The following is a 15,176-nucleotide window of genomic DNA, read 5'->3' on the forward strand; positions in this document are numbered from 1 at the left end:
CCGTAAGGTCACGTCCGTGAGAAAGATGATCGAAAAGTGGCGGATCCGGATACCGCGACGGGTGCCGGTACCCGTTCCGGTCCTGTCCGCCGTCCTGTTCGCCGGGGCGGTGGCCGGCGTGGGCACCGGCGTCTCCACCCTGTGGTGGGGCGTGCCGGCCGCGGTCTGCGCCTTCCTCGGCGGCCGGAGGCCCGGGCGGAACCGCGGCACGGTGGCGGCCCTGGCCGGAGTCCTGGCGGCGGCCGTGGTGGCCGTACTCCTGGTGCCGGCGTGGCTGGGCTGGGCGAGCCGCTTCGTCGGGCTGCTCCTCGTGGCGGCGATGCTGCCGTGGTTCGCGGGCCGGTTCCTGCGCCAGTACCGGGAACTCGTACGGGCGGGGTGGGAGCGGGCGGCGCGGCTGGAGCGGGAACAGCGGCTGGTCGCCGAACAGGCCCGGCTGCGCGAACGGACCCGGATCGCGCGGGACATGCACGACCTCCTCGGCCATGACCTCAGCCTCATCGCCCTGTCGGCGGGGGCGCTGAAGCTCGCCCCCGGCCTGCCGGAGGAGCACCGGGCCGCCGCCCAGGACATCCGTGCCAGGGCGGGTGCCGCGGTGGACCGGCTCGGCGAGGTGATCGGAGTGCTGCGCGAGCCGTCCGAGCCGGCTCCGGGCTCCGGACCGGGAGCCGGGCGCGCGGAGATCCAGGACCTGGTGGACCGGGCGGCCGCGGCGGGCCTCGACGTACGGCTGGACGTCGAGGGCGGACCGGGGCCGCAGGACATCCCGCCCGCCGTCGGGCGGGCCGTGCACCGGGTCGTCCAGGAGGCCCTCACGAACGTCGCCAAGCACGCGCCCGGGCACCGCGTGAGCGTCCTCGTGCGCCACACCGGGGACCGGACCCTGGTCGGCGTGACCGACGGGCCGGTGCCCGGCGTGCCCGAGCCCCGGGACCACGCCGTCCGGCCCGCCCGGGGCACCGGGGCCTCCGTGCCCGCGGAGGGCCACCACTTCGGGCTGATCGGCCTGGACGAACGCGTCAGGCTGGCCGGCGGAACCTTCACCTCCGGCCCCGAGGGCGGCGGTTTCGCCGTACGGGCCGTGCTCCCGCACCGCCCCGGTACCGTGCCGCCCCCGCCGCCGCGCCGGCCGGGCGGCGTACTGCCGCCCGAGCACCGCAGGGCCCGTCGCCGGCTGGGCCGTACCGCCGTCGCCGCCGTGCTCGTGCCGTTGACCACCACCGCCCTGCTGGTCGGCGGAGTGCGGGCGTGGGACACCGTGACGGCCCGGCAGTCGGTCCTCGAACCGGCGGACTACGCCCGCCTGCGCCTCGGCCAGCCCCGCGCCGAGGTGGTGCCGTACCTGCCCGAACGCCAGACCACCCGCCGCCCGGCCGCACCGGGGCCGCCGCCGCCGGGCGCGGTCTGCGAGTTCTACGTACAGACCGGCGACCCGTTCGACGACCGCTCGGGCGACCTCTACCGCCTCTGCTTCCGGGCCGGGCGCCTGGTCTCCACCGACGACTACTCAGGGAAGGCCGTCCGATGATCCGGGTCCTGATCGCCGACGACGAACCCATGATCCGCGCGGGCATCCGCGCCGTCCTCGCCCGTGACCCCGGCATCACCGTGGTGGCGGAGGCGGGCGACGGCCGCCGCGCCGTGGAACTCGTCCAGTCCCACCGCCCGCAGGTGGCCGTCCTCGACATCCGGATGCCCGGAACCGGCGGCCTGGAAGCCGCTGCCGAGATCCGCAGGACCGTTCCCGGAACGGGAGTCGTGATGCTGACGACCTTCGGGGAGGACGAGTACATCCTGCGGGCCCTCGGCGACGGCGCCGCCGGCTTCCTGATCAAGTCCGGTGAGCCCGAGGAGCTGATCGCCGGCGTCCGGGCCGTCGCCGACGGGGCCGCCTACCTCTCACCGAAGGTGGCGGCCCGGGTCGTCGCCCATCTGGCGGCCGGCGGCGCGGGTGCCGGAGCGGGCCGCCGCTCCGGGGCGCGCGCCCGGGTGGAGGCCTTGACCGGCCGGGAGCGGGAGGTGCTCGGCCACCTCGGCGGCGGGTTCTCCAACGGCCAGATCGCGCGCCGGCTCGGCCTGGCGGAGGGCACCGTGAAGGCCCACGTCAGCTCGATCCTGGCCCGCCTCGGCGTCGACAACCGGGCCGCGGCGGCCGTGGTCGCGCACGAGGCCGGCGTGGTCCCGGTGCCGTCCGGCCGGCCGCCGCGCGAGGAGGACTGACACCGTCCGTACGGCGTACGGCAGGACGAGCAGCCGCACCGCCACCGCGGCCGCCGTGCCGAGTGCCGCCCCGGCCAGCACGTCGTGCGGGTAGTGCACCCCGACCAGCACCCGCAGCAGAGCGGCCGCCCCGCCGACCGGCAGGGCCAGGACGGCGAGCCGGGGCCGTACGAGGACCACTCCCACGGCCAGCGCGACCGCCAGGGTGGCGTGGTTGCTGGGGAACGACCAGTCGCCCGGCGCGGGACACGGCGCGAGGGCCGGGACCCCCGCCAGGGCGCGGCACGGACGTTCCTCACCGGCCAGCAGCTTGAGCGCCTCGCTCGTCCCGTAGGCGGCGACGGTCCCGGCGGCGGCCGCCGCCGTCCCGGCCAGGCCGGACGCGTCCCGGCGGCGCAGGGCGCTCCAGCCGACCCAGGCCAGGAGCAGCGCCAGCAGCAGCAAGGTGGCCTCGCTCGCCGCCTCCAGGACGGCCGTCGCCCACGGCGGGCCCTGCGCCACGGTCCGGGTCAGCGCACGGTAGGCGCCGGCAGACCAGCCGGCGGTGACGTGTACCGGCGCGTTGGCCGCCGGTGAGCCGCCGGGCGCCAGCCAGACCACCGCCGCCGCTCCCGCTCCCGCCGAGGCGAGCGCCGCGGTCAGGCGACGCGCCCCGCTCCATCGTTCGATCGAATCCATGCGGCCGACGGTAGGGGCGCCGCCGCCCGGCCGCCCCGGCCGAAAGGCCGCCCCCACCCCCGACGAAGGTCGGGGTTGACGGCGGCAGCCGCCTTCGCCCCCGGCCCGGCCGCGGTTCAGGCCGCGCCGGTCAGCGCCCGGACCAGGCGTCCGACCCGGACCCGGGACGAGGCCTCCGCGTCGGCCGGGCCGGTCATCAGCAGATGGTGCAGCGTGCCGACCAGCGCCAGCGCGGCCGACTCCACGTCCACGGCGGGCGCCACCCGCCCCAGTTCCTGCTCGGCCCGCAGGTACGCGCTGACGGCCCGTTCGACGGCGTCGAAGCCGGGGGCGCCCCCGGCCCAGGCCTCGCGGACCCGTCGCGCCGCCGCCGGCCGGGTCACGGCCAGGCCCACCAGTCCCGGGTCCAGGGACAGGACGGCCGAGGTCACGTCCGCGAGGTTGTCCGCCACCGCGCCCGTGCCCGCCCGGGACGGGAGGTCTTCCGAGAGCGCGGCGGCGGCGCCGAAGCGGTGCAGGACGAGTTCGGCGACGAACTCGTCCAGGCCCGCGAAGCGGGTGTGCAGGACGCCTTTGGCGCAGCCCGCCTCCTCGGTGACGGCCCGGCTCGTCAGGGCGGCCGCGCCGTCCCGGGCCAGGACGCGGTCCGCCGCGTCGAACAGCCGCTCCCGCAGGCCTTCGATGGCCACTCCTCGCGGTGACATCAACATCCTCCGGTGGTCAGGGGATTGCCAGTATGGGCGCTCGCCCATACTGTTTGGGCATGCGCCCATTCTAGGTGCATCCCACTCCACCGGAGGTCCTTCGGCATGCACTCCACCACCAACACCGCCCAGGCTCGGGCATGGAACGGCTACGAGGGCGCCCACTGGGCCGCCCACCACGACCGCTGGAACGCCGTCAACGCCGGCTTCGACCGGCCCCTGCTCGCCGCCGCCTCCATCCGGCCCGACGCACACGTCCTCGACATCGGCTGCGGGGCCGGCGCCACGACCCGGCTGGCGGCCCGGGCGGCCGGCCGTGGCCACGCGCACGGCCTCGACCTGTCCGGCCCCATGCTGGAACGGGCCCGTACGGCCGCCGCCCGGGAGGGCATCGCGAACATCTCCTTCACCCACGGCGACGCCCAGACCCACCCGCTGCCCGAAGCCGCCTACGACGTCGCGATCAGCCGGTTCGGCGTCATGTTCTTCTCCGACCCCGCGGCGGCGTTCGCCAACATCGCCTCCGCCCTGAAGCCGGGCGGCCGCGTCGCCCTCCTGTGCGCGGCCGAACCCGAGGGCAACGAATGGCTGACGGCCCTCACCGCGCTGCGGGACGTCCTGCCGGCCGGCGGCTTCGGATCCGCCGGCGGACCGGGCATGTTCTCCCTCGCCGACCCCGGCACCGCGACCGGCCTGCTGCGCGAGGCGGGCCTGTGCGACGTCCGCGCCGAACACGTCACGGCAACCGGGACCTGGGGCCGCACCGCCCGCGAGGCCGCGGACTTCCTCCTCGGCTCCGGACCCGGCCGCCACCTGCTGAGCGCGGTCGGCCCCGACCGGCGGGCCCTCGCCCGCGACCGCCTGACCGACACCTTCCGCGCGTACGAGGCCGAGGGCGCCGTCCGGCTGCGCGGCACCGGCTGGCTCCTGACCGCCACCCGCGCCGCCTGACCGGTACCGCGCGCCCGGGCCGCCCGAGCGCCGCCGGGGCGGTCACGCGGGGTCCCCCGACGGCAGCTGCTCATGGCCGCCGGTCCGCGGCGCGGGCAGGGGATCGGCGAAGGCGTTGGCCTGGACGAGGTAGGCCTCGCGGAAGTCACCGGTGCCGGTCCGCTCGTCCATGAGCTCGTCGAAGGTGCCCGACTCGGCGACGCGGCCGTCCTTGAGCACGTGGATCAGATCGGCGTGCCGTACCGCGTGCAGCCGGTGGGTGATCAGCACGATCGTCTGGCCGCCGGTGGCCCGTTCGCGGATCCGGTCGAAGACCTTCTGCTCCGCCATCGGGTCGAGGGCGCTGGTGGGTTCGTCCACGATGAGGATCGCCGCGTCGCGGTAGTGCGCGCGGGCGATGCCGATGCGCTGCCACTGACCGCCGGAGATCTGGTGCCCGCCGCGGTAGCCGCGGCCCAGCAGCGTGTCCAGGCCCCGGGGGAGACCGTCGAGGACCTCGTCGGCACCGGAGAAGGCGGCCGCCGTCCGCACCGCGCCGTCGTCGATCGGCGCGCCGGGCCGGCCGATCCCGATGTTCACCCTTGCCGTGAAGGGCCAGTTGTAGAAGTTCTGCGACATCAGGGCGACCCGTGCGAAGACCTGACGGCGGTCCGCGCCGCGGGCGTCGACCTCGTCCCACCAGATCGCCCCGCCGCCCTCGTCGGGGAGGTACAGCCCCGCCAGCAGCTTGATCAGGGTGGACTTGCCGGAGCCGTTCTCCCCGACGAGCGCCACGACCTTCCCCATGGGGAAGGTGAGGCTGACGTCCCGCAGGGCGGGCTCGGGGGACTCCCCGGGACCGCCGGCCGGGTAGGTGAACGTCACCCTCTCGAACCGTACTTCGCGCACCCGCTCCGGCAGTGGCGTCCCGCCGGCCGGGATGGTGCGGTCCTCCGCCTCCGTGCACAGGTGCTTGAAGTCGGCGACGAAGAGGCTCTCCTGGTACAGCTCCGTGACCTGGAGGACCAGGCTGTCCAGGCTGGCGGCCCCGGTGCGGACGGCCAGGACCGCCGTCCCCGCCACCGCGAGGTCCATCCGGCCGGCCCACAGCAGGACGCCCAGCGTCCCGTACGTGGCCAGGGCGGCGAGCCCCCCGGCGGCGTCGGCGATCAGACCGGTCCGGGCGGCCCGGCGGGCCAGCCGGGTCTGCTCGCGTTCGTTGGTCTCGGCCATGCCGCGGAAGTGGGTGAGCAGGAACGGCCCGACGTCGTGGACCCGGACCTCGGCGGCCGCCTGCTGCTGGGTGAGGAGCTGGCCGAGGAGGTGCCCGGCGCGGGCGTGCTGGAGGAAGGAGTGGAAGGAGACGTAGCGCTGACGGCTGATGACGAGGGCCCCCCAGGCGCTCGGGAACGTCATCAGGACCAGCAGGGGCAGCAGCAGCGGGTGCAGCACGGTCAGCACGCCGGCCGCGGCGATCAGGGACACCGCCGAGTTGAGCACGTCGGTGCAGTACCGGATCATGCGGCGGGCCGAGTCGGCGCCGTAGCGGGCGGCGTCCATCAGCCGGTGGAACTCGTCGTCCTCGATCGCCGTCAGCTCCACCCGGTGCCCCAGGGCCAGGTACTGCTCGGTGGCCAGCCGCTGCACCTTCGGCTCCAGCGCTCCCGTCGCCGCCGTGGAAGCCGAGCGCAGCAGCGACCCGAGCACCCCGGTCACCGCTACGAGGACCAGTGCGGGGACCGCTGCCGTGAGCCGGGCCGTGGTCGGGCCGGGGGCCATGAGGTGGCCGAGGACCGAGTTCACCGCGACCAGCCCGGCGGCCTGGCCGATGCCCCGTCCCAGCTCGGCGCCCAGGACCGTCCGCAGCGCCGGGGCGTCGGCCCGACGGGCCAGCCGTAACGCGGTGCCCACCATGGCGGGCAGGCGCCGGGCCATGGTCCACAGCCCGAGCTTCAGCCAGGCCCCCTCGTGCTGGTCCCAGCCGATGTCGTACGCCAGGGGTCCGCCGAACAGCAGCCGCTCCGACTCCGACACCCCGGCGGCAGCCGTCCCGGACGCCGGTGCGCCGCTCACGCGGCCCTCCTCGTACCCGGACGTGAGGGGTGACCCCCGAAGCCCGCGGGGCCGTCAACGCGGCGCCCGTGGCGGGCGCGGAGGCGGGCCGGAGGGCGGGGATGTTCGAATGCGGCGGGGTCGGCGGGGCGGGTGGGCGCAGGGGGCACGGCAACCTCCGGACGGGCTCACGACTGGTACTGGTGCTCTAGAAACGGCTCTCGACCGGGTCCGTAACGGCGGATCCGGGGGCAGCCGGTGGACACATGTTCCGGACGGGGCCGCCGGGCGTGCGCGGCCTGGGCGGACGGCGTTGAAACTCGCTCGAACAGGGCCGGGTCGCCCGCACGGGGGATTGCCGGCTCTGCCGGGAACGGCCGCCGCACGGGCGCGCGGGCACGACGGAGCCTGCCGGGTGCCCGGGCCCCGCCGCTTCCGTACGCTGGCAGCATGCGCATGCGCCCCACCCTGAGCTGGACCCCGAGCGAGGACCCGCCGCCGGCCACCACGGACCTGGGCCCGGTCGCCGACGCGCTCGGCACCGGAGGGGTGCTGGTGCTCACCGGCGCGGGCATTTCCACCGAGTCCGGGATCCCCGCCTACCGCGGCGAGGGCGGGAGCCTGACCAGGCACACCCCGATGACCTACCAGGACTTCACCGCCGACGCCCAGGCCCGCCGCCGGTACTGGGCGCGCAGCCACCTCGGCTGGCGCACCTTCGGCCGGGCCCGGCCCAACGCCGGGCACCGGGCGGTGGCGGCCTTCGGGCGGCACGGCCTGCTGGCCGGTGTGATCACCCAGAACGTCGACGGGCTGCACCAGGCGGCCGGCAGCGACGGCGTGGTGGAGCTCCACGGCAACCTGTCGCGGGTCGTCTGCCTGGACTGCGGGGACACCGGCTCGCGAGACGGACTCGCGCGCCGGCTGGAGCAGGCCAACCAGGGCTTCGCGCCCGTGGCCGCGGCGATGAACCCGGACGGGGACGCCGACCTCACCGACCGGCAGGTCGGCGACTTCCGTGTGGTGCCCTGCACCAGATGCGGCGGCGTCCTCAAACCGGACGTGGTCTTCTTCGGCGAATCCGTCCCCGCGCGGCGGGTCGAACACTGCCGCGCACTGGTCGGCGAGGCCACCGCGCTGCTGGTCCTCGGCTCCTCCCTGACGGTGATGTCCGGACTCCGGTTCGTCCGCGAGGCGGCCCGCGCCGGAAAGCCCGTACTGATCGTCAACCAGGACCCGACCCGCGGCGACCGGTATGCCGCCACGCGGATCGCACTCCCCCTGGGGGCCGCCCTCACCGCCGTCGCCGAGCGGCTGCACCTCCCCGTGGACGGCCGGCCGACGGGCTGAGGACCGGGTGCCGGCCGGATCGAACGGCCTCCACTCCTCCACCCGGGACGGGCCGGCGGTCCCGTGGGAGGGTGGGCGCATGTGGTTGCGACTGCTGCCCTACGGGCACGCGTTACGGGCCGAGCTGGGACCGCCGCTACGCTGGCGCAGGCTGGGCAGCAGCCCGCGCTCGCGGGTGTGGCGCGTCGTGCTGCCGGGGGCGACGGTGGTGCTGAAGCAGATCGTCGGCGGTGCCGACGCCGACGAGCGGTACGTCCGCGAGGTGACGGCCCTGCGGCTTGCCGCCCGGGGGGAAGCCGCCGTGGTGCCCGCGCTGCTGGCCACCGATCCCGGAGAACGGGTCCTGGTACTGGAACACCTGGATCACCGGCGCCCGGCCGGCGACTGGATCGTCGGCCATGCGGAGGCCCTGGCACAGCTGCATGCCGCCGGCCGCCCGGAGGACGCCGGAAAGCTCCCCCGGTGGCAGGGCCCGGACCACGCCGACGCCGACGCCTTCCTGCGGCTGGCCGCCGCCCTGGAGGTTCCCGTGCCGCCCAGCGCGCCCGGCGAACTCCACGAGCTGGTGGAGCGGCTCGCGCGGACGAGTGGGCACGCCCTGCTCCACGGGGACCCCTGTCCCGGAAACGATCTCCATACCGGTACGGGGGTCAGATTCGTGGACTTCGAGCAGGCCTCGCTGGGCAGCGGCGCGATGGAACTCGCCTACCTGCGCATCGGCTTCCCGACCTGCTGGTGCGTCACTTCGGCACCGCGGCGGCTGCTGGAACGGGCGGAGGACGCGTACCGCGACGCGTGGCGCGCCGCGACCGGCTCCAGAGCCCCGACCGACCTCACCGACGCGTGCGCCGGCTGGCTGCTCCGCGGCGACGCACTGGTGGAACGGGCCCGCCGCCAGAGCACCGATCACCTGGCCCGGATCCCGCACGAGGACTGGACGTGGGGCACCGCCACGGCCAGGCAGCGGCTCGTCCACCGGCTCGGCGTGGTCGGCGCCATGACGGACGGTCATGCCGCGCTCGGCAGCGTGAGCCGCCTCAGCACCGGTATGCGCGGACGCCTGCTCGCCCGCCGGCCCGGCATCCGGCCGCTCCCGACGGCGCGGCCGTAGCGGCCGGCCGGGTGTCAGCACCACGTCCCGTTGTCGCCGATGTGCGAGAACGCCTTCCAGGCGGCCCTGGTCCTCGGTCCGGCGACGCCGTCCACGCCGCCGGTGTCGTAGCCCACGTAGGTGAGGAACTTCTGGAGGCCGCGGATGGTGCGGGGTCCGACCTCGCCGTCGACGGGCCCGGCCGGGTAGCCCCGGTCGTTGAGGAAGCGCTGCCAGGCCTTCCAGCTGACGGAGCCGAGCCGGCCGTCGATGGGTCCGGGGCTGAATCCGGCGATGCGGACGTAACACTGCACGCTCTTGGCCTCGCCGGTGCTGAGGCCGAGGCTGTCGACGGCCTGGACGGCGACGGTCCGGACGGCGGCCTGCGGTTCCGGTAACGCTGCCGGTGCCGCGGTGGCCGCGGTCGCACCGGCGAGGACGCCGGCCAGACCGAGGGCCACACCGGCGGCCGTGATGCGGGCGGCGGCCTTCACGCGTGTGAGCATGTGGTTGGTCCCGTTCTTCCGATGAGGTGGCCGCCCGGGGCAGACCGCGTACGGGAGGGATCTATCAGCACCGCCGGGAGCGGGGCGAGGGAGGCGCGGGGGGTTGCCCGTCGAACCGGCCCGCCGTGGACCTGACCGAGAGTCACCCGCTCCGGCAGCCCGGCCGGGGCGTTCGGCCACCTCAACGCCCCCGGCGGCACGGCCGCGTTCCCACGGTCGCGGAGTCCCGTGGCCACTTGTCGCCCAGGGACCGGCGCTCCGCGACCGCGGGATGACCGGTTCCGCCCGATCGCCGGCGGACGCGCGACCGCGAACGGGCCCGCACGGACCGGCATGCGCACGCTCGCCGCGGGCCGCGAAGGTGCTCACCGCCCTGCCGGGCACGCCGAGGAGACGCCCTGGGACGTCTGGACGCCGCGCCCGCCGGACCGTCGGGCTTCCCCCAGGGGGACACCGGTGGCCCCGAGGGCGAGGACGTGCGCCCTCCGGGCCACCCCCACCCGGCTACCGGAGCCCGCGCGTCCTGCGAGTAGGAAGACCGGCGGGTCTGAGTACGAGGACTCAGGCGGCCTGGCACGTCAGCGACGACGCTGGGGGCGGTCCGCACAGCCGCCGTCACGAACGGGACAGAACGCCATGCTCAGCCGCCTCGCCCAGCTCCTGGTCCCCGCCTTCGGACGCGTCGGCGTCACCACGGCGCCGGGCGTCCACCTGCCGCCCGGCAGCGTCATCGTCGCCAACCACACCTCCCTCGCCGATCCGGCCGTGGTCCTCGCCGCGCTGCGCCACTGTGGCGTCGAGCCCGTCGTCATGGCCGCCGCCGGGCTGTGGCGCACCCCGCTCCTGGGCCGGCTGCTCGTCCGGGAGGGCCACATACCCGTCCACCGGGGGGACCGGCGGGCCGCCGAAGCCCTCGAGCACGCCGCGTCGGCGCTGGCGGCGGGCCGCTCGGTCCTCATGTACGCCGAGGGCGGGCTGCCCGCCCGCCGCGACGCGGCCGAAGCCGCACCCCTCGCCTTCCGCAGCGGGCTCGCCCGGCTCGTCACGCTCACCGGAGCGCCCGTCGTCCCGGTGGGCCAGGCCGGGGCCAGACGCGTCACCTCCGGCGGCGCCGCCAAGCAGATCGCGGGGCTCGTCACCGCCCCGCTGCGGCGGCCGAGGCTGCACGTCCACGTCGGACACCCGCTGGAACTGGCCGGCGACACCGCCGCCCGCACCCTCCAGGCGCACGCGGCCGTCACCGACGCCTGGCGCACGGCGGCCGCGCGTCTGAGCGAGCCGGCCGCGCACGCCGGGTGACGAGCGGTGGAATCACGCCATTTCCGTTGATCCGGCCGTACGCAGCCCCGCGCTCGGTAGCGTCCCCGTACGGAAGGCCCGTGCCGGTCGCGGCACATGACACCGACGGAGGACAGCCGTGGCGAACGTGGAAGTGTCACTGAAGGAAGCGATGACCTCGATCGAGGGGGCCCTGGGAGTGGCGCTGGTGGACTACGCCAGCGGGATGGCCCTGGGCACGCTCGGCGGGGGCAAGGACCTGGACCTGACGGTGGCGGCGGCGGGGAACACCGACGTCATCCGGGCCAAGCTCCGCACGATGGAGATGCTCGGCATGCAGGACGAGATCGAGGACGTACTGATCACCCTCGGGAGCCAGTACCACCTGATCCGGATCCGGCGCAGCCGCTCGGGCGGCGGCCTGTTCCTCTACCTCGTGCTGGACCGGGGCAGGTCGAACCTGGCGATGGCCCGCCACCAGCTGAGCCGCATCGAAGCCGATCTGGAGGTCTAGCCGCCGTGTCCGTCGGGCCCACGCACGCCCATGAGTTGAAGAACTCTTCAACTCGGCACATGTGAAACCGGTCAACATCGGTTCCGCGTGGGCCGGCAGGACGCGACGATGGGTGAGGTGGTGATCCCCACCCGAGCCGGAGCCCGTCCGAAGGGGAACAGGAGCGTCGTGGGCATGCAGGTCCCTCTGTACCAGGCCAAGGCCGAGTTCTTCCGGATGCTCGGCCACCCGGTCCGCATCCGCGTCCTGGAGCTCCTGCAGGACGGCCCGATGCCCGTACGGGACCTGCTGGCCCGGATCGACGTCGAGGCATCCAACCTCTCGCAGCAACTGGGCGTCCTGCGGCGCTCGGGCATCGTCGTCTCCACCCGCGAGGGGTCGACCGTCACCTACGCCCTCGCCGGCGGCGACGTCGCCGAACTGCTGCGCGCGGCCCGCAGGATCCTCACGGAGATGCTGGCCGGCCGCAACGCCCTGATCGCCGAGCTGAACGAACCGGAACCCACCCCCCTCCGCACGTGACACACCCGCCGGGCCGAGCCCGCTCCCGGGGCGTCGGGCCGTAGCACACCCGGGCCCGCCGGGGGAGGACCTCGCGCATGCCCGCCCGGGCGGCACGCGGGCATGGCTAGCGTGCTGCGGGACGGCCGGCCCCCGGAGGCGGCCGGGGAGGAGCGGGTGGATGGGGACCGTGGTGGTGGGGTTCCGGCTCGGCTGGGACAGGAAGGGCCGGCAGGCCACGGTGGTGCTCACGCAGGCCGGTGTCCTGCACCACAGCAGCGGCCTCCTCGGGCTGCCGCCGCGCCCTTCACGGCCGCAGGCCCCGGCAGGGCCGGACCCGCATCCGGTGCCGCGCCAGGCCGCGACGCTGCGCCGGGTGTACGCGGGACTGGTGCACCAGGGGTACGGCCGGGAGCTGATCCCGCCGGTGTGCGTCCGCCTCGACACCGACGAGCACCCGCTGCACCCCCGCCCGCGGGGCGAGCACGCACCCCGGGCGCATCCCGAGCTGATCGCCGACTTCACCGGCGCCGCCCCCGCCGGCCCCGGAACGCTCGACGACGCCCTGACCGCCTTCTACGCCGCGATCGGGCTCCTGTCCCGGCCCCGCACCGCCCTGGCACCCGGCCCGGCCGGTACCCCACCGGCGGTCCGCCGGGCCCTGACCACCCTCGCCGACGGCCGCGCCCTCGCCTCCCGACCCAGGCGCGGCGCCGGCTGGACCGTCACGGGCACCGGCGTGCGCCTGCACGCCGGTGCCGTCGGCGAGGACCTCACCCACCGCGAAGTCGCCGAACTCCAGGCCGCCCTGACGGCCTGGCTGCGCCACCAGCGGCGACCCGGGCCGGAGGCCGGCGCGAGGTGAACCGACTCCGCTCCCGGGCGGCCGCCGTCACCCGAATGCCCCTTCAGCCCGTTCCTTCCCTGCGGGCGGGCCACGGCCTGTGGTTTCCTGGGCCCGCCTCGCACCGTGGCGGTGCGGATACGTACAGTGAAGGGGATGTGTCGTGAGCGTTCTGGACATGAAGCTGGACCGGTCGTTCGACGTCTTCGACTCGGACCGCGACGGGCGGCTGGACAAGTCGGACGTCATCGGCCTCTCGGACCGGCTCGCCGAGTCGCTCGGCCTCGCCCCGGACGCCGTGGCCGGACTCCGCGACGCGCTGGCGGAACTCTGGGACACCGTCTTCCAGCGGATGGACCGGAACGACGACGGCGGAGTCGACCGGCAGGAGTTCCGGGCGGCGTTCCGGGCGCGGATCGTCACGGACCAGAACCGGATCTGGGAGCGGATCCGGAACATGAGCAACGCCTGGACGGAACTCGGCGACCGTGACGGCGACGGCATGCTGAGCCGCGACGAGTACACCTCCCTGCTGCACGGCATGTTCCGTCTGCCCCACCAGACCTGCCACGAGGCCTTCGACCGGCTGGACTCCGACGGCGACGGGCAGCTGAGCCGTGAGGAGATCAGCTCCGCGATGAAGGAGTACTACACGAGCGAGAACCACGCGGCCCGCGGGAACCAGTTCTTCGGCCGTCTCTGAGAGGTGCGCGGGGGCGGGAGCGGCCGCTGCGGCTCCCGCCCCCCTCCGGGGGCGTTCCCGCCGGCCCGCGGTGGCCGCTCCGCGGCCGGTTCGTATGGCGTCCCCGCTCGTTGACCGGAGGGAAGCCGATCTTCGAACCCTCTGGAGGACCTCGTGATGGCCGATGCCGCACTGCCGGTGATCGTTCTCTCCGACTCCGATCCGCTCCGCCGGCACGAGACGGCCGAGCTGGTGCAAAGCTGGTACCGGACGCAGTTCCGGGTGCTGCAGGTCGGCGGACCGGCGGAGGTGGTCCGGGCGCTGCACTCGCTGGCCGACCGGAACGTGCCCGTCGCGGCCGTGCTCGCCGACGAGGCCCCCGAGCCCGGCGCCGCCCACCCCGGCGTGCGCTGGCTGCCCCTGGCCGGGCACCCCGGGGCGGTGCCCGGCGCCCGCGGCGAGTCCGGGAGCGACGAGGACCGGGCCGAGCGGCTCCGCGGCGCGCTCGACGACTCCCTGTGCACCTGGAACGCCGACTGCCACGGTGACCTGCCGACCGCCGAGGTGCGCGGAAGCCGCTTCTCGCCCGCCGCCTACGCGGTGCGCGACTTCCTCGGCCGCAGCGGCGTGATCTTCCGCTGGCTGCCCGAGGAGGACGGGCGGGAAGCCCCGGTGACCGTCCGGCTCGGTGACGGCACCCGGATGACGGACCCCTCGATCAGCGAACTGGCCGAGCGGCTGGGCCTCATCCGGCCGGCCGAGCAGGACCACTACGACGTCGCCGTGATCGGCGGCGGTCCCGGAGGCCTGTCCGCGGCCGTGTACGCCGCGGCGGAGGGCATGAGCGTCGTCGTGATCGAGGACGACGCGCCCGGCGGACAGGCGGGAACGACCTCGCGGATCGAGAACTACCTCGGGTTCCCCGTGGGCCTGACCGGCGGCGACCTGGCCCAGCGCGCGCTGCAGCAGGCCCGCAGGGCGCGCGTCGAGTGGCAGCCGACCCGGGTGGCGAGCCGGGTGACCCCCACGGGCACGGGCGACCACCGCGTCGAGTTCGTCAAGGCCGGCACGGACGAGACGGCCTCCGTCACCGCCGCCGCGGTGGTGGTCGCCACCGGAGTGGACTGGAACCGCCTGACCGCTCCCGGCGTCGACCGCCTCCTCCACTCGGGGGTGTACTACGGCTCGTGCCTGTCCGACGCCCCCTCCACCGTCGGGGAGGACGTGTACATGGTGGGCGCGGGCAACTCCGCCGGACAGGCCGCCCTCTACTTCGCGCGCTACGCCCGCTCCGTCACCCTGCTGGTACGGGGCACCGACCTCGGCGCCTCCATGTCGAGCTACCTGGTGCAGCGCATCGAGCGGACCCCAGGCCTGAGGGTGCTGCTGGGCACCGAGGTGGCCGAATGCCTCGGCGGGGCCACGCTCACCGGGCTCCGGCTCCGCGCACGCGACGGCGGCGAGCGGACCGTCACCGCGCACTGCCTGTACGTCCTCATCGGCGGCCGCCCCTCGACCGAGTGGCTCGGCGGCGCGCTGAAGCTGGACGAGCGCGGCTACGTCCTGACCGGGAGCGGCGGAGCCGGCGCGGACGCGCTGCAGATGGAGACCAGCGTGCCCGGGGTGTTCGCGGTGGGTGACGTACGGTCCGGATCCGTCAAGCGGGTCGGCGCCGCGGTCGGCGAGGGCGCCGCGGTCGCCCAGTCCCTGGTCGAGTACCGGCGCCGCCACCCCGACCGCTTCCGGGACGCGCGAGCGGCCTGCGGCTTCTGACCGGGGCCGGCCGGCCGCCGTGACCGCCCGTCCGGTCACGGCGGCCGGTGGGCC

14 protein-coding genes and 1 pseudogene are annotated in these 15,176 nt (G+C 75.5%); 11 read left to right on the top strand and 4 right to left on the bottom strand.

The window, feature by feature from the left end:
* Positions 1–61: 61 nt before the first annotated feature.
* Positions 62–1,528, top strand: a complete 1,467-nt coding sequence (locus ACZ514_RS04570) for a sensor histidine kinase (protein ID WP_469124093.1) — start codon at positions 62–64, stop codon at positions 1,526–1,528.
* Positions 1,525–2,220 (top strand): response regulator, encoded by a 696-nt coding sequence (locus tag ACZ514_RS04575; RefSeq protein WP_468173836.1) that lies wholly within the window; start codon positions 1,525–1,527, stop codon positions 2,218–2,220. Before ACZ514_RS04570 ends, ACZ514_RS04575 begins: the two co-directional genes overlap by 4 nt.
* 87 nt (positions 2,221–2,307) lie before the next feature.
* Here ACZ514_RS04575 and ACZ514_RS04580 read toward each other — a convergent pair.
* A pseudogene (locus ACZ514_RS04580) lies at positions 2,308–2,898 on the bottom strand (phosphatase PAP2 family protein); the annotation flags it as partial.
* A gap of 116 nt (positions 2,899–3,014) precedes the next feature.
* A complete protein-coding gene (locus tag ACZ514_RS04585; RefSeq protein WP_468173834.1) occupies positions 3,015–3,602 on the bottom strand; it encodes a TetR/AcrR family transcriptional regulator in 588 nt (195 codons plus the stop codon).
* A gap of 105 nt (positions 3,603–3,707) precedes the next feature.
* Between ACZ514_RS04585 and ACZ514_RS04590 the strand changes: the two genes are divergently transcribed.
* Entirely contained in the window at positions 3,708–4,553 is an 846-nt protein-coding gene (locus ACZ514_RS04590; RefSeq protein ID WP_468173832.1) for a class I SAM-dependent methyltransferase, read from the top strand.
* Positions 4,554–4,595: 42 nt separating this feature from the next.
* Here the strand turns inward: ACZ514_RS04590 and ACZ514_RS04595 are convergent, their stop codons facing one another.
* On the bottom strand, positions 4,596–6,605 hold the full coding sequence (locus ACZ514_RS04595) for an ABC transporter ATP-binding protein (protein ID WP_469124094.1): 2,010 nt from the start codon (positions 6,603–6,605) through the stop codon (positions 4,596–4,598).
* Positions 6,606–7,034: 429 nt separating this feature from the next.
* On the opposite strand from ACZ514_RS04595, the gene ACZ514_RS04600 reads away from it, so the two are divergent.
* The gene (locus ACZ514_RS04600) at positions 7,035–7,934 is read left to right on the top strand and encodes an NAD-dependent protein deacetylase (RefSeq protein WP_469124095.1); all 900 of its coding nucleotides are present in this window, start codon (positions 7,035–7,037) and stop codon (positions 7,932–7,934) included.
* Between the two features lie 79 nt (positions 7,935–8,013).
* The gene (locus tag ACZ514_RS04605; RefSeq protein WP_469124096.1) at positions 8,014–9,045 is read left to right on the top strand and encodes a phosphotransferase family protein; all 1,032 of its coding nucleotides are present in this window, start codon (positions 8,014–8,016) and stop codon (positions 9,043–9,045) included.
* 14 nt (positions 9,046–9,059) lie between these two features.
* Here the strand turns inward: ACZ514_RS04605 and ACZ514_RS04610 are convergent, their stop codons facing one another.
* Positions 9,060–9,530, bottom strand: a complete 471-nt coding sequence (locus ACZ514_RS04610) for a peptidoglycan-binding domain-containing protein (protein ID WP_468694471.1) — start codon at positions 9,528–9,530, stop codon at positions 9,060–9,062.
* 636 nt (positions 9,531–10,166) lie between these two features.
* Here ACZ514_RS04610 and ACZ514_RS04615 point away from each other — a divergent pair.
* The 6 genes from ACZ514_RS04615 (at position 10,167) to ACZ514_RS04640 (ending at position 15,122) form a co-directional block, all read left to right on the top strand.
* Positions 10,167–10,829, top strand: a complete 663-nt coding sequence (locus tag ACZ514_RS04615) for a lysophospholipid acyltransferase family protein (RefSeq protein ID WP_469124097.1) — start codon at positions 10,167–10,169, stop codon at positions 10,827–10,829.
* A 118-nt stretch (positions 10,830–10,947) separates the two neighbouring features.
* Positions 10,948–11,322 (top strand): hypothetical protein, encoded by a 375-nt coding sequence (locus ACZ514_RS04620; RefSeq protein ID WP_468173820.1) that lies wholly within the window; start codon positions 10,948–10,950, stop codon positions 11,320–11,322.
* Between the two features lie 174 nt (positions 11,323–11,496).
* Complete coding sequence (locus ACZ514_RS04625) at positions 11,497–11,844, top strand: ArsR/SmtB family transcription factor (protein ID WP_468173818.1); 348 nt, start codon at positions 11,497–11,499, stop codon at positions 11,842–11,844.
* A gap of 160 nt (positions 11,845–12,004) precedes the next feature.
* Positions 12,005–12,688 (top strand): hypothetical protein, encoded by a 684-nt coding sequence (locus ACZ514_RS04630; protein ID WP_469124098.1) that lies wholly within the window; start codon positions 12,005–12,007, stop codon positions 12,686–12,688.
* Positions 12,689–12,830: 142 nt separating this feature from the next.
* Positions 12,831–13,370: an EF-hand domain-containing protein gene (locus tag ACZ514_RS04635; protein ID WP_468173814.1), complete on the top strand. Its 540-nt coding sequence runs from the start codon at positions 12,831–12,833 to the stop codon at positions 13,368–13,370.
* 156 nt (positions 13,371–13,526) lie between these two features.
* A complete protein-coding gene (locus ACZ514_RS04640; protein WP_469124099.1) occupies positions 13,527–15,122 on the top strand; it encodes an NAD(P)/FAD-dependent oxidoreductase in 1,596 nt (531 codons plus the stop codon).
* The last annotated feature ends 54 nt before the right edge of the window (positions 15,123–15,176 follow it).

The sequence above is a fragment of the Streptomyces sp. NPDC034086 genome (genome assembly GCF_055575515.1).